We start from the raw sequence: 14,331 nt of genomic DNA, 5'->3' as shown, positions 1-14,331 counted from the left end.
GAACACCATGAACCTGTTGCGCCTGTTGCCCACTGTGCTGCTGTCCCTGCCGCTGATCGCCTGCGGCGGCACGTCGTCAGCACCCGACAAGACCGTTGGCAAGAGTGTGACCGAAGCCACAGGCGGCGTCGGCGAGACCGTCAGGAACGCCATGGACGATGCCCGCAAGGATATCGCCCAGGGCAACATCAAGATCTCGGCGGACAAGCAGCCGCGTGCGGAGATCACGCCGGATGGCCGCCTGCTGATCGCGGGCAAGGAGATCGCCGCCAACGATATCCAGCGCCGTCATCTGCAGGACTACCGCGGCCACGTGGTCGCCATCGCGATGGACGGCATGGATGTCGGCCTGGCCGGCGCCAAACTGGGTGCCAGTGCTGCCGGCGAAGCGCTGAAGGGCATTTTCAGCGGCGACAGCGAAGGTGTCGAAAAGCGCATCAATGCCGAAGCCGAGAAGATCGAAGCCCAGGCCAAGCGCATCTGCGACCGCCTTCCGGCGATGCTGGCCAGCCAGCAGGCGCTCGCACGTGAACTGCCGGCATTCAAGCCCTACGCGACCATGGACCAGAGCGACGTGGACGACTGCGGCAAGGACACCGTGGTCCAGCGCTAGACCTGTGACAGATCAGCGCACCCGGCCGGCAGCGGCGTCCGGCTGCCGGCCGTAGTGCGCCGCCCGGCTTACAATGGCGGCCCCGGACGCCCCCGAACCGAATGTCATGAAGAAGCTGTTTCTGCTGTTGACCGCCCTGCTCTGCCTCGGCCTGGCCGGCTGTGACCAGGAGTACCGCGACCACCGCGCCGAGCGTGGCAAGCCCAAGATTTCCGTCAGCGAAGGCATGGTCACCGTGCGTCGCCCGCCCGCGCCGAACATCATCATCCTCGCCGACGGCACGATGAAGATGGACGAGATCCAGATTCCGCTGGACGACGGGCAGAAACAGATGCTGCAGACCATGTTCGGCAAGCTGCAGGTGCTGCGCCAGAACACCCTGGTGGCCGCACCGGCCGATCCCAACATGCAGCCGGTGAAGATCCAGCCGCCGGAGGGCATGGACGTGATTCCGGCGGACCTGATCCAGCGCATCCCGGAGTTCAAGGATTACACCGACACCTTCGGCAACATCGTCGCCGACCGTCGCTGAAAAAAAACGCCCCCCACCGGGCGGCGTTTCTGCTTTCTGTAGAGTCGAGCCATGCTCGACTCCGGAACAACAGTCGAGCATGGCTCGACTCTACAACCGGCCGATCAACCGCCGGCGCCGCCGCCACCGGCCTGGATGCCACCGGCGGTCAGCGCGGTCGGATCCAGCAGGCGGCGCAGTTCGGCCTCGGCCAGGCCGCTGTCTTCCAGCGCCACGTCCAGCACCGGGCGCTGTTCCTTGTACGCGCGCTTGGCGATCGCCGCCGCCTTCTCATAGCCGATGATCGGGTTCAGTGCGGTGACCAGAATCGGGTTACGCGCCAGCGCCTCGGCCACGCGGTCCTCGCGCACCTTCAGCCCGGCAATCGCGCTGTCGGCCAGCAGGGTGGACACGTTGGCCAGCAGGCCGATGCCATCGAGCAGGTTCACTGCGATCAGCGGCAGGGTGACGTTGAGCTGGAAGTTGCCGGTCTGCCCGGCCACGGTGATCGCAGTGTGGTGACCGATCACCTGTGCACAGGCCATCACCGTCGCTTCCGGAATCACAGGGTTGACCTTGCCCGGCATGATCGAGCTGCCCGGCTGCAGCGCCGGCAGTTCGATCTCGCCCAGCCCGGCCAGCGGACCGGCGTTCATCCAACGCAGGTCGTTGGCGATCTTGATCAGCGCCACCGCCAGCGCATTGAGCTGACCGGAAAGCTCCACCGCGTCGTCCTGTGCGGCCAGGCCTTCGAACTTGTTCTCGGCACTGTCGAACTTGAAACCGGTCTGCTGCTTCAGTGCCTTGGCCACCTGTGCACCGAAGCGCGGATCGGCATTGATGCCGGTGCCGATGGCGGTGCCACCCAGCGGCAGCCGGCGCACGCGCTTGAGGCTGTCTTCGATACGCTCCTGCGCCGACGCCAGCTGCGCCGACCACGCGCCGAATTCCTGCTCGAAGGTCAGCGGCATCGCATCCATCAGGTGGGTGCGGCCGGTCTTGACCACCTTGCGCAGGCTGCGGCCCTTCTTGTCCAGGGTCTTGCGCAGGTGCACCAGCGCCGGCAGCAGCTGCTCATGCGTCGCCAACACCGCCGACACCCGCAACGCGGTCGGAATCACGTCGTTGGAGCTCTGCCCCTGGTTGACGTGGTCATTGGGGTGCACACTGGTCTTGCCCGCCTTGCCGGCACGGTTGGCCAGGGTGGCGATGACCTCATTGGCATTCATGTTCGACGACGTGCCAGAACCCGTCTGGTAGACATCGATCGGGAACTGCGCGTCCCAGTTGCCGGCGGCCACTTCGGCGGCAGCGGTCTGGATGGCCTTGGCCACGTTCTTCGGCAGGTGGCCCAGTTCTGCGTTGACGCCTGCGGCGGCGCCCTTGACCAGGCCCAGGGCACGGATGAAACCGCGCGGCATGCGCTGGCCCGACACCGGGAAGTTCTGCACGGCACGCTGGGTCTGGGCGCCCCACAGGGCGTCCGCAGGCACCTGCAGCTCGCCCATGCTGTCGTGTTCGATTCTGAAACCCTTGCTTGCAGCTTTGCTCATTGCATCAACTCCGCACTACTTCAGTTGGGGAAAGGGAAGCGGCGGCTGGCAGGGTGTCGCTTCCCGGGCTGGCGGCAGCGCCAACGATACTCCCTTGCCCGCAGCGTGGGATGACGAGGGCGGGCCAGATCGTTTCATCCGCAGGGCCGATCTGCACGCGCAAGGGGTAGTGCCGGCCGCTGGCCAGCAATCCATGGAATCGTGGGCCGGGCGTGGTTGCCGGCCAGCGGCCGGCACTACCTCACCGGCACGTCGTAGAATATGGCCCCCGCCGCTCGCCCCAGCCCTGCCGACATGTCCGATTCCGCCCTGCTCGCCCTGTCCCCGCTCGATGGCCGCTATGCCGGCAAGGTCGACGCCCTGCGCCCGATCTTCTCCGAGTACGGCCTGATCAAGGCCCGCATCACGGTCGAAGTGGAGTGGCTGCTGGCCCTGGCCGCCGAGCCGGGCATCGTCGAACTGGCCCCGTTCTCCGACGCCGCCGTCGCCCGCCTGCGTGCCCTGGCCGCCAGCTTCAGCCCGGTCCAGGCCGCGCGCGTGAAGGAGATCGAGCGCACCACCAACCATGACGTCAAGGCGGTGGAGTACTTCATCAAGGAACAGCTGAAGGACGACGCCGAGCTGGCCCCGGCGCTGGAATTCGTGCATTTCGCCTGCACCAGCGAAGACATCAACAACCTCAGCTACGGCCTGATGCTGGAACAGGCCCGCCGCGAGGTGCTGCTGCCGACCCTGGACGGCATCGCCAACAGCCTGCGCAGCCTGGCGCACGCCCAGGCCGGCCAGCCGATGCTGTCGCGCACCCACGGCCAGACCGCCTCGCCCACCACCCTGGGCAAGGAACTGGCCAACGTGGTCGCCCGCCTGGAACGCCAGCGCAGGCAGATTGCCGCGGTCGAACTGACCGGCAAGATCAATGGCGCGGTGGGCAACTACAACGCCCACATCGCCAGCTACCCGGACGTGGACTGGCCGGCCTTCGCCGAGCGCTTCGTGACCGGCCTGGGCCTGGTGTTCAACCCGTACACCACGCAGATCGAGCCGCACGACAACATCGCCGAAATCGGCGATGCCGCACGCCGCGCCAACATCATCCTGATCGACCTGGCGCGCGACATCTGGGGCTATGTTTCGCTGGGCTACTTCAAGCAGCGCCTGAAGGAAGGTGAAGTCGGCTCGTCGACGATGCCGCACAAGGTCAACCCGATCGACTTCGAGAATGCGGAAGGCAACTTCGGCATTGCCAACGCGCTGTTCGAGCACTTCAGCGCGAAGCTGCCGATCAGCCGCTGGCAGCGTGACCTGACCGACTCCACCGTGCTGCGTGCGCTGGGCACCGCGTTCGGCCACAGCCAGGTGGCGCTGGATTCGCTGGCCAAGGGCCTGGGCAAGCTGGAAGTGAACCCGCAGCGCCTGGATGCCGATCTGGACGCGGCCTGGGAAGTGCTGGCGGAAGCCGTGCAGACGGTGATGCGCCGCCATGGCCTGCCGAACCCGTACGAGCAGCTGAAGGCGCTGACCCGCGGCCAGGGCATCACCGCCGAGTCGATGCGTGCGTTCGTGCAGGGGCTGGAGCTGCCGGCGGATGCGAAGCAGCGCCTGCTGGAGATGACCCCGGGCAGCTACACCGGCCTGGCCGAGTCGCTGGCGAAGAAGATTTAAGGGGTTTCCTTTGCGGCGGCGGCCGCGGGCGCTGCCTGCGGCAGGCTCTACTGCAACAGCAACAGCAACAGCAACGTCAAGAGCGGCTCTGGGTTTTTGCCGTGCTTGGCGGGGCGGGTTGGATTCGCGGGGGACGCCGTAAACCCGTCCGTGGGGGCTTAGCCGCGCCATCCATGGCGCGGATACCCCCGCGAACCCATCCCGCCCCACCTCTGACAGATTGCCGGTGACGGATCGAAGAGCATTGGGTTGTCGGGACGGAATTTGAAAGAGGGACGCGGCTTCGCCGCGTCCCTCTGTTGTTTTTGGCTGATTGTAGAGCCGAGCCCATGCTCGGCTGCTTGTTCCAACAGCAAGCCGAGCATGGGCTCGGCTCTACAGGAGCATGAGCAAGCGCAGCGCGCGACCCGCCGTTGCCTTTGATCTTCTTCTTCCATTCCGTGGCGGGCCGCGCAGGAAACTGTCAGGGGCCGGGGGGGGGGGGGGGGGGGGGGGGGGGGGGGGGGGGGTGGGGGGGGGGGGGGGGCGCCCCCCCCCCCCCGCTCTGGGTTGTGTCCCCGCCCGCCCCCCCCCCCCCCCCCCCCCCCGGCCCAGCCCATGAAGCGAGCGCTTTACGCGACCAGACCCCGCCACGAGGGGCTCAGCCGTTGGCCGGAACCCCCGCGACAAACCCGCGCACGTGCGCAATGCCCACGAACGGCGGACAATGGAGATCTCAGGCGGCCCGCCGCGCCGCCCCTCCCGCTTTCCGCTGCAAGGATTCCCCCATGGCCGCCCGCAAGTCCTCCGCCCCCCTCATCGAAGTCACCGCCCGCCCCGGCCAGCCGCTGGGCATGGCGCCGGCCACCTTCCTGCGCGACTTCTGGCAGAAACGCCCGCTGCTGATCCGCAACGCCTTCCCCAACTTCCAGACCCCGGTGCAGCCGGAAGACCTGGCCGGGCTGGCCTGCGAGGAAGGCGTGCTGGCACGCCTGATCGAGCACGACAAGACCCAGGACGGCTGGCGCGTGCGCACCGGTCCATTCCAGGAAGACGTGTTCCCCGCCCTGCCCGACCACGACTGGACCCTGCTGGTACAGGACGTGGACAAGTGGGACCCGGACGTGCGCGCCCTGATCGAGCACTTCAGCTTCCTGCCGCGCTGGCGCATGGATGACGTGATGATCAGCTTCGCCGCCACCGGCGGCTCGGTCGGCGCCCATGTCGACCAGTACGACGTGTTCCTGCTGCAGGCCCATGGCCATCGCCGCTGGCAGATCGATGCCAGCGAATCGATCAAGGGCAAGCAGCCGCCGTTGGGCTTCCGCCCGGACGTGGAACTGAAGCTGCTGAAGGTGTTCAAGCCGACCCACGACTGGGTGCTGGCGCCGGGCGACATGCTGTACCTGCCGCCGAACGTGCCGCACCACGGCGTGGCCGAAGACCCGTGCCTGACATTCTCGTTCGGCATGCGCGCGCCGTCTTCGGCCGAGCTGATCAGCGACTACCTGGACACCCTGATCGCCGATGCCGACGAGAACATCCGCTACCAGGATGCCGACCTGAAGGTGCCGGCCGACCCGAACGAAATCGACACGGTGGCGATGGCGCGGGTGATCACCGCGCTCAACGCCATCCGCATGAACGACCCGGACAAGCTGGGCGACTGGTTCGGCCGCTTCATCACCACCTACCGCGCGGCCGGCGAAGTGATGGCCCACCAGGCCGCACCGGCACAGGAAGAAGTGGTCCAGGCCCTGGCCTCGGGCCTGCTGCTGCAGCGCCACCCGTGGGCCCGCCTGGCCTGGCGCCGGGCCAAGCGTGGCGCCAGCCTGTATGTCAGCGGCCAGGACTTCGCGCTGCCGGTGAAGGACGCGCAGCGCCTGGCTGGCACCGAACAGCTGGACGCCGCCGCTTATCGCGGCCTGTCCGACAAGGGCCGTGCCGTGGTCCAGCAGCTGCTGGTCGGCGGGGTGTTCCAGCTGATCGACCCGAATGAGGTATACGAGGCCGAAGACGAGGAAGACGGCGAGGATGCCGTGGTGCTCGGCGAGGTCGTCGAAGGCCGCGACCGCGTGGATGCGATCGACGCCGACGCGGTGTCCGACGATGTCCACTCCGTGACCGTACACGACGACGGCATCGAGGTCATCGTCAACTTCGAGGACGACGAGGAAGACGACAGCGGTACTGGCCGCGCCTGAGTCGCCACCATGATCCGGGTCCAGCAGGTCAGCCACGCCGATGCCCACGTTGCCATCCACGAGGTGCGCCAACGCGTGTTCGTGCAGGAACAGGGCATCGCCGCCAAGCTGGAACGCGATGCGCTGGACCCGGTCAGTGCCCATGTGCTGGCGCTGGACAGTGACAACCAGCCGGTCGGCACGGGCCGGCTGGCCCCGGATGGCCGCATCGGCCGCATGGCGGTGCTGGCCAGCCATCGCAGCCGCGGGGTCGGCGAGGCCCTGCTGGAAGCACTGGTGGAGGCCGGGCGCCGGCTCGGCCTGGCCGAGCTGCATCTGCATGCCCAGCTGCCCGCCCGTGACTTCTATGCCCGCCAGGGCTTTCTGCCCGAAGGCGAGGTGTTCGAGGAGGCCGGCATCGGCCACCAGCAGATGCGCCGCCGGCTGGGTGCGGCCAGCGCCATCGACAGCCGCGCCGAGGCGGTGGCCATCACCACGGCCATCATCCACCGCGCCCGTCGGCAGCTGTGGCTGCACAGCCGCCAGCTGGACCCCGGGCTGCTCGACGCGCCCCCGGTACAGGCCGCCCTGCGCCGCTTCGTCAGCGCCCGCCACGACAAGCAGCTGCGGGTGATCGTGCACGACGCCGCCGCGATCGCCTCTAGCGGGGCGCCGCTGCTGGCGCTGGCCCAGCGCCTGCCCAGCGTGATCCAGTTCCGCGAGGTCACCGACCCGGTCGACCGTGCGCTGGCCTCGGCCTGTCTGCTCAACGATGCGGGCGACTTCTACTTTCGTCTGATCGGCCATCGCCTCGACGGCGAAGCCGGCATCGCGCTGCCGGCACGTTCGCAGCCGTTCGAGCAGCAATTGCAGCGCGTCTGGGACCGTTCGCGTGATTGCAGCGAACTGCGCGCGCTCGGCATCTGAGCGGAGCGGGCTGACTCAACCTGTCTGGAACCGGCACCGGGGGACGCGCGATACCTCTGGTGCTGCCCCTTCGTGTCCGGTTGGGGGTACAATTTGGCTGTTTGAACGCGCCCGCGCAGGGCTATTCATCTTCCTGCCGGGTCCTTCTGAAGCCATACCCCACAAAGCGAATCAACACCCTCCATCGTGGACAATCAACTGAAGCAGTTTGCGCAATCTTCGCAACTCGCCGGCGGCAACGCCTCCTATGTCGAGGACCTGTACGAGCAGTACCTGGTCTCCCCGGATAGTGTCGATCCCAAATGGAAAACCTACTTCGACGGCTTCAAGGGCCGTGAAGCAGGTGACATTCCGCACTCGGCTGTCATCTCCCACATTGCGGACGCGGCCAAGGATGCGCTGAAGGCCGGTACCGGCAACGGTGCAGGCGACGAGCGCGAGCGCAATGTCGGTCGTCTGATCACCGCCTACCGTTCGCGCGGCCACCTGGACGCCCGCCTCGATCCGCTGGGCCTGGCCGCACCGGTCAACACCCCGGACCTGGGCCTGCCGTTCCACAGCCTGTCCGATGGCGACCTCAACAGCGAGTTCAGCACCGGCGGCGTCGGTGGCCAGCCGCGCATGAAGCTGCGCGACCTGCTGGCACGCCTGAAGGCGACCTACACCGGCTCGATCGGTGCGGAGTTCATGCACATCTCCGAGGTCGAGCAGCGCCAGTGGATCTACAAGAAGCTGGAACTGGCCGGTGGCAACTACCAGCTGGACGCTGATACCCAGCGCCGCACCCTGGAGCGCCTGACCGCGGCTGAAGGCCTGGAGCGCTACCTGCACACCAAGTACGTCGGCCAGAAGCGCTTCTCGCTGGAAGGCGGCGACTCGCTGATCCCGATGATGGACACCATCATCCGCAGCGCCGGCAAGGATGGCGTCAAGGACGTGGTGATCGGCATGGCCCACCGCGGCCGCCTGAACGTGCTGGTCAACACCCTGGGCAAGAACCCGCGCAAGCTGTTCGACGAATTCGAAGGCAAGTTCGAGCACGACGAGCACGCCTCGGCCGGTGACGTGAAGTACCACATGGGCTTCTCCGCCGACGTCGCCACCGATGGCGGCCCGGTGCACCTGGCGCTGGCGTTCAACCCGTCGCACCTGGAAATCGCTGACCCGGTCGTGGCCGGTTCCGTGCGTTCGCGCCAGGAGCGCCGCAAGGACACCGCGCGCAAGCAGGTCATACCCATCCTGATCCACGGCGACGCGGCCTTCTCCGGCCAGGGCGTCGTCATGGAACTGTTCCAGATGTCGCAGGCACGCGGCTTCGCCGTCGGCGGCACCGTGCACATCGTGGTCAACAACCAGGTCGGCTTCACCACCTCCAACCCGCTGGACACGCGTTCCACGCGCTATGCCACCGACGTGGCGAAGATGATCGCCGCCCCGGTGCTGCACGTGAACGGCGATGATCCGGAAGCCGTTGTGTTCGCCGCGCAGCTGGCCTTCGAGTTCCGCCAGAAGTTCGCCAAGGACGTGGTCATCGACCTGATGTGCTACCGCCGCTGGGGCCACAACGAGGCCGACGAACCGGCGATCACCCAGCCGCTGATGTACCAGGTGATCCGCAAGCACGCCACCACCCGCGAGATGTACGCCGAGCAGCTGGAAAAGGCGGGCGTGATCGCCGCCGGTGCCGGCAAGGCGATGGTCGATGCCTACCGCGAGAAGCTGGATGCCGGTGAAGTGACCACCGAGCTGGCCAAGGTCGAGAAGACCCCGCCGACCAGCCCGCTGTTCGTCGATTGGCCGAAGCTGCTGGAAGGCAAGCTGTCCGACCCGATCTCGACCAAGGTCGAGAAGAACAAGCTGGTCGAGCTGGCCAAGCTGATCAACACCATTCCGGACGAAGTGCAGCTGCACTCGCGCGTGGCCAAGGTCTACGACGACCGCCGCAAGATGGCCGCTGGCGAGATCCCGGGCGACTGGGGCTTTGCCGAGAACCTGGCCTACGCCACCCTGCTCGACGAAGGCAGTGCCCTGCGCCTGGTGGGCCAGGACGTGGGTCGCGGTACGTTCACGCACCGCCACGCGATCCTGCACGACCAGAAGACCGACAACTACTACATGCCGCTGCGGCAGCTGGTGGATTCGCCGGAGAAGGCCACCGTCATCGATTCGCTGCTGAGCGAAGAAGCGGTGATGGCCTACGAGTACGGCTTCTCCACCACCGATCCGAACACGCTGTGCATCTGGGAAGGCCAGTTCGGCGACTTCGCCAACGGTGCCCAGGTCGTCATCGACCAGTTCATCGCCGCCGGTGAAGCCAAGTGGGGCCGCATCTCCGGCCTGACCCTGCTGCTGCCGCACGGCTATGAAGGGCAAGGCCCGGAACACAGCTCGGCGCGCCTGGAGCGCTTCCTGCAGCTGTGCGCACTGGAGAACATGCTGGTGGTGGTGCCGTCGACCCCGGCGCAGGCCTTCCACATGCTGCGTCGCCAGCAGCACCTGACCACCCGCAAGCCGCTGGTGGTGATGTCGCCCAAGTCGCTGCTGCGCCACAAGCTGGCCGTGTCGACCCTGGACGAACTGGCCAACGGCGAGTTCCAGCACCTGATCGGCGACGCCAACGCGGACGCCAAGAAGGTCAAGCGCGTGGTGCTGTGCTCGGGCAAGGTCTACTACGACCTGCTGGAAGACCAGACCAAGCGTGGCCAGGACGACGTGGCGATCATCCGCGTGGAGCAGCTGTACCCGTTCCCGCGTGCGCTGCTGGCTGCCGAACTGAAGAAGTACGGCAAGGCCACCGACGTGGTGTGGACGCAGGAAGAACCGCAGAACCAGGGTGCGTGGTACCAGATCCGCCACCACCTGCAGTTCTGCCTGGCCGATGGCCAGAACCTGCACTACGCCGGTCGCGCACGTTCGGCTTCGCCGGCTGCCGGTCACATGGCTGACCACGTCCGCGAACAGCAGCAGCTGGTCGCCGATGCACTGGTCAACCCGTTCAACGACACGTTCGCTGAATAATCCTCCCCCTATTTAGAAGACAAACCAGGAAGCTCCCGCAATGGCCACCGAAGTCAAAGCCCCGGTACTGCCCGAATCCGTCGCCGACGGCACCATCGCCACCTGGCACAAGAAGGTGGGCGACGCCGTCAAGCGCGACGAAAACCTGCTTGACCTGGAAACCGACAAGGTCGTCCTGGAAGTGCCGTCGCCGGTCGACGGCGTGCTCAAGGAAATCAAGTTCGCCGAAGGCTCGACCGTGACCTCCAGCCAGGTCGTGGCGATCATCGAGGAAGGCGCCGTGGCTGCTGCCCCGGCCCCGGCCGCTGAAGAGAAGAAGGCCGAGGCCGCTCCGGCCGCTGCCGCACCGGCCGCCGCCGCTGCTCCGGCCCCGGCTGCCAAGTCGGCCGCCGACACCCTGCCGCCGGGCGCCCGCTTCACTGCCATCACCGAAGGCGTGAACCCGGCCGACGTCGACGGCACCGGCCGTCGCGGCGCGGTGACCAAGGAAGACATCGTCAACTTCGCCCGCAACGGCGGCGCCGGCAAGGCCGGTGGCGCACGTCCGGAAGAGCGCGTGCCGATGACCCGCATCCGCAAGCGCATCGCCGAGCGCCTGATGGAGTCGAAGAACTCCACCGCCATGCTGACCACCTTCAACGAAGTCGACCTGTCCAAGGTCTCGGCTGCGCGCAAGGAACTGCAGGACGAGTTCGTCAAGGCACACGGCATCAAGCTGGGCTTCATGAGCTTCTTCGTGAAGGCCGCTGCCAATGCCCTGCAGCGCTTCCCGCTGGTCAACGCCTCGATCGACGGCGACGACATCATCTACCACGGCTACTCGGACATCTCGATCGCCGTGTCGACCGAGAAGGGCCTGGTCACGCCGGTGCTGCGCAACGTCGAGCGCATGTCGTTCGCCGACATCGAGAAGACCATCGCCGACTACGCCAAGAAGGCCCGTGACGGCAAGCTGAGCCTGGAAGAACTGCAGGGCGGCACCTTCACCGTGACCAACGGCGGCACCTTCGGTTCGCTGCTGTCGACCCCGATCATCAACCCGCCGCAGAGCGCCATCCTGGGCATGCATGCCATCAAGGAGCGTCCGATCGCCCAGAACGGCCAGGTCGTGATCGCGCCGATGATGTACCTGGCGCTGTCGTACGACCACCGCATCATCGACGGCAAGGACTCGGTGCAGTTCCTGGTGGACATCAAGAACCAGCTGGAAAACCCGGGCCGCATGCTGTTCGGCCTGTAAGACACCTCCCGCCCCTCCGCGCCCGCGCGGAGGGGTTCTGGTAATGCATCAAGGAATAATTCAATGGCTGAACAATTCGACGTCGTCGTCATCGGTGCCGGCCCGGCCGGTTACCACGCTGCCATCCGCGCGGCCCAGCTGGGCCTGAAGACCGCCTGCATCGACGCAGCGCTGGGCAAGGACGGCAAGCCGGCGCTGGGCGGCACCTGTCTGCGCGTGGGCTGCATCCCGTCCAAGGCGCTGCTGGATTCCTCGCGCCAGTTCTGGAACATGGGCCACATCTTTGGCGACCACGGCATCAGCTTCAAGGATGCCAAGATCGACGTCGAGGCGATGGTTGGCCGCAAGGACAAGATCGTCAAGCAGTTCACCGGCGGCATCGGCATGCTGTTCAAGGCCAACAAGGTCGCCGCCTACTACGGCTTCGGCGAACTGCAGCCGGGCAACGTGGTCAAGGTCACCCAGCATGACGGTTCCATCGTCGAGCTGAAGGGCACCAACGTCATCATCGCCGCCGGTTCGGATTCGATCGAACTGCCGTTCGCCAAGTTCGACGGCGAGACCATCGTCGACAACGTCGGCGGCCTGGACTTCACCGAAGTGCCGAACCGCCTGGCCGTGATCGGCGCCGGCGTGATCGGCCTGGAACTGGGCAGCGTGTGGAAGCGCCTGGGCGCTGAAGTCACCATCCTGGAAGCACTGCCGGAGTTCCTGGCCGTGGCCGACGCCGAAGTGGCCAAGACCGCTGCCAAGGAATTCAAGAAGCAGGGCCTGGACATCCGCCTCGGCGCCAAGGTCTCCAAGACCGAGATCACCGGCAAGGGCAAGAAGAAGGAAGTCGTTGTCACCTACACCGACAGCGAAGGCGAAAAGACCCTGACCGTGGACAAGCTGCTGGTGGCCGTTGGCCGTCGCGCCGCCACCAAGGGCCTGCTGGCCGAAGGCACCGGCGTCAAGATCAACGAGCGTGGCCAGATCGAAGTCGATGCGCATTGCCACACCGGCGTCAACGGCGTGTGGGCGGTCGGCGACTGCGTGCGCGGCCCGATGCTGGCACACAAGGGCTTCGAGGAAGGCATCGCGGTGGCTGAGCTGATCGCCGGCCTGCCGGGCCACGTCAACTTCGACACCATCCCGTGGGTCATCTACACCGAGCCGGAACTGGCATGGGTCGGCAAGACCGAAGCCCAGCTGAAGGCCGAAGGCATCCCGTACAAGGCCGGCAGCTTCCCGTTCGCCGCCAACGGCCGTGCCGTGGCGATGATCGAGCCGGCCGGCTTCGTGAAGATCCTGGCCCATGCCGAAACCGATCGCATCCTCGGCATGCACCTGGTCGGCGCCAACGTCTCCGAGCTGGTGCACGAAGGTGTGCTGACCATGGAGTTCAGCGGCTCGGCCGATGACCTGGCCCGCATCTGCCACGCCCACCCGTCGCTGTCGGAAGTGATCCACGACGCAGCAATGGCGGTCAGCAAGCGCGCCATCCACAAGGCGAACTGATCTGCATCCGGGTAGGTGCCGACCGTTGGTCGGCACGCGCCTGCAGACAAAAAACCCCGCCTCGGCGGGGTTTTTTGTTGCCCGCCCCCCTGCCGGGCAGATTGACGTCCGCACGCTCCGGCTCCCCGCCGGTAGCCGGTTCACGCTGATCCGGACGCACTGCCCGCAACGGCCGTGGCCAGCTCCCGCATGAAGACCTGCGTTGCACGCGATGCGCAACCCGCCGGCGAACAGACCAGGCCAAACAATCGACGGATGGCCGGCTTCACCGGCAGCACGCGCAGGCCGTGGAGATCGTCCGGCAATGTCGATTCCGGTACCAGCGAGACGCCCAGTCCCTCGCGCGCCAGCACGCACGCGCTGGCCCAGTCGCGCACGGTCACCCGTACGTCGCTCAGCTGTATACCAGCGTCCGCCATCAGGCGCTGACCGTTCACCGCACAACCCCCTGTTGCGAGGATGAACGGTTCGCCCGCCAGCTCGCTCAAGGCCACCCCGCTTTCGGTGGCGCGGCGCCCCAGCGGATGCGTCTGCGCGAGCACCGCCATCCACCCGTCGCTGCCCAGCATCAACGGCGCTCGATCTGCAGCGGGGTTCATCACCACGCCGGCGTCGACCGTGCCCGATTCGAGCCAGCGCTCGACCTCCTCGTCCGTACCCTCCACGATCACCACCTCGATGCCCGGGTGGCGGCGCTGGAAATCCCGCAGCAGCGCTGGCAGCACGCTGGAAACGAGTGACGGGAAGGTCGCCAGGCGGATGCGTGCACCACTGAACCCCTGGCTGTCATCGGCCAACGCACGGATCGCCTGCAGGCCGCCCAGCATGATGCGTGCGTGTTCGATCACCCGCTGCCCGAGCGCAGTGATCTCGACCTGACGCCGCTCGCGCACGAACACCGTAAACCCCAATGAGGACTCCAGCTGGGCCAGGGCCTGGCTGGCACCGGACTGGCTGATGCCAACCCGGTCAGCGCCGCGCGAGATGGTTCCCTCGTCGGCCACCGCAACCAGCAGGCGCCAGTGGGCAAGATTCATCATGACAGGCAGTAGCCCAGCTTATGGGAGAAAAATCGAAGATTGATTTTACCGGATACCGCTCGCACAGCAGACTGCCTCGCACCGGCTGACCCGGCCGTCCTTTCT

The 14,331-nt window shown here is 66.7% G+C and carries 10 protein-coding genes; 8 read left to right on the top strand and 2 right to left on the bottom strand.

Translation table 11 applies throughout. The features are described 5' to 3' along the window. Positions 1–7: 7 nt before the first annotated feature. Positions 8–613: a hypothetical protein gene (locus V3B64_RS03315; RefSeq protein ID WP_329913615.1), complete on the top strand. Its 606-nt coding sequence runs from the start codon at positions 8–10 to the stop codon at positions 611–613. 106 nt (positions 614–719) lie between these two features. Beyond that, positions 720–1,145, top strand: a complete 426-nt coding sequence (locus V3B64_RS03310; protein WP_329913614.1) for a hypothetical protein — start codon at positions 720–722, stop codon at positions 1,143–1,145. 104 nt (positions 1,146–1,249) lie between these two features. Here V3B64_RS03310 and V3B64_RS03305 read toward each other — a convergent pair whose 3' ends face one another. After that, a complete protein-coding gene (locus V3B64_RS03305; RefSeq protein WP_164081209.1) occupies positions 1,250–2,677 on the bottom strand; it encodes a class II fumarate hydratase in 1,428 nt (475 codons plus the stop codon). A gap of 294 nt (positions 2,678–2,971) precedes the next feature. Between V3B64_RS03305 and purB the strand changes: the two genes are divergently transcribed. From purB to lpdA, 6 genes are all read left to right on the top strand, one after another. Then, a complete protein-coding gene (gene purB / locus V3B64_RS03300; protein ID WP_049462123.1) occupies positions 2,972–4,339 on the top strand; it encodes an adenylosuccinate lyase in 1,368 nt (455 codons plus the stop codon). Between the two features lie 767 nt (positions 4,340–5,106). Continuing rightward, a complete protein-coding gene (locus V3B64_RS03295; RefSeq protein WP_329913613.1) occupies positions 5,107–6,522 on the top strand; it encodes a cupin domain-containing protein in 1,416 nt (471 codons plus the stop codon). Between the two features lie 9 nt (positions 6,523–6,531). After that, the gene (locus V3B64_RS03290) at positions 6,532–7,428 is read left to right on the top strand and encodes a GNAT family N-acetyltransferase (RefSeq protein WP_329913612.1); all 897 of its coding nucleotides are present in this window, start codon (positions 6,532–6,534) and stop codon (positions 7,426–7,428) included. Between the two features lie 186 nt (positions 7,429–7,614). Beyond that, positions 7,615–10,446 carry a 2-oxoglutarate dehydrogenase E1 component gene (locus V3B64_RS03285; RefSeq protein ID WP_329913611.1) on the top strand — a complete coding sequence of 944 codons (2,832 nt, stop codon included), beginning with the start codon at positions 7,615–7,617 and terminating at the stop codon, positions 10,444–10,446. A 40-nt stretch (positions 10,447–10,486) separates the two neighbouring features. Next, complete coding sequence (sucB, locus tag V3B64_RS03280; protein ID WP_032129627.1) at positions 10,487–11,686, top strand: dihydrolipoyllysine-residue succinyltransferase; 1,200 nt, start codon at positions 10,487–10,489, stop codon at positions 11,684–11,686. Positions 11,687–11,749: 63 nt separating this feature from the next. Further along, positions 11,750–13,186, top strand: coding sequence for a dihydrolipoyl dehydrogenase (lpdA, locus tag V3B64_RS03275; RefSeq protein ID WP_008264626.1), 1,437 nt, complete (start codon positions 11,750–11,752; stop codon positions 13,184–13,186). Positions 13,187–13,326: 140 nt separating this feature from the next. On the opposite strand, the gene V3B64_RS03270 is transcribed toward lpdA, so the two are convergent. After that, entirely contained in the window at positions 13,327–14,226 is a 900-nt protein-coding gene (locus V3B64_RS03270) for a LysR family transcriptional regulator (RefSeq protein ID WP_329913610.1), read from the bottom strand. Positions 14,227–14,331 lie beyond the last annotated feature (105 nt).

Source organism: Stenotrophomonas sp. SMYL86 (assembly GCF_036320025.1).
Lineage (GTDB): Bacteria > Pseudomonadota > Gammaproteobacteria > Xanthomonadales > Xanthomonadaceae > Stenotrophomonas > Stenotrophomonas maltophilia_A.
This window is presented reverse-complemented; position numbering and strand designations above follow the sequence as displayed.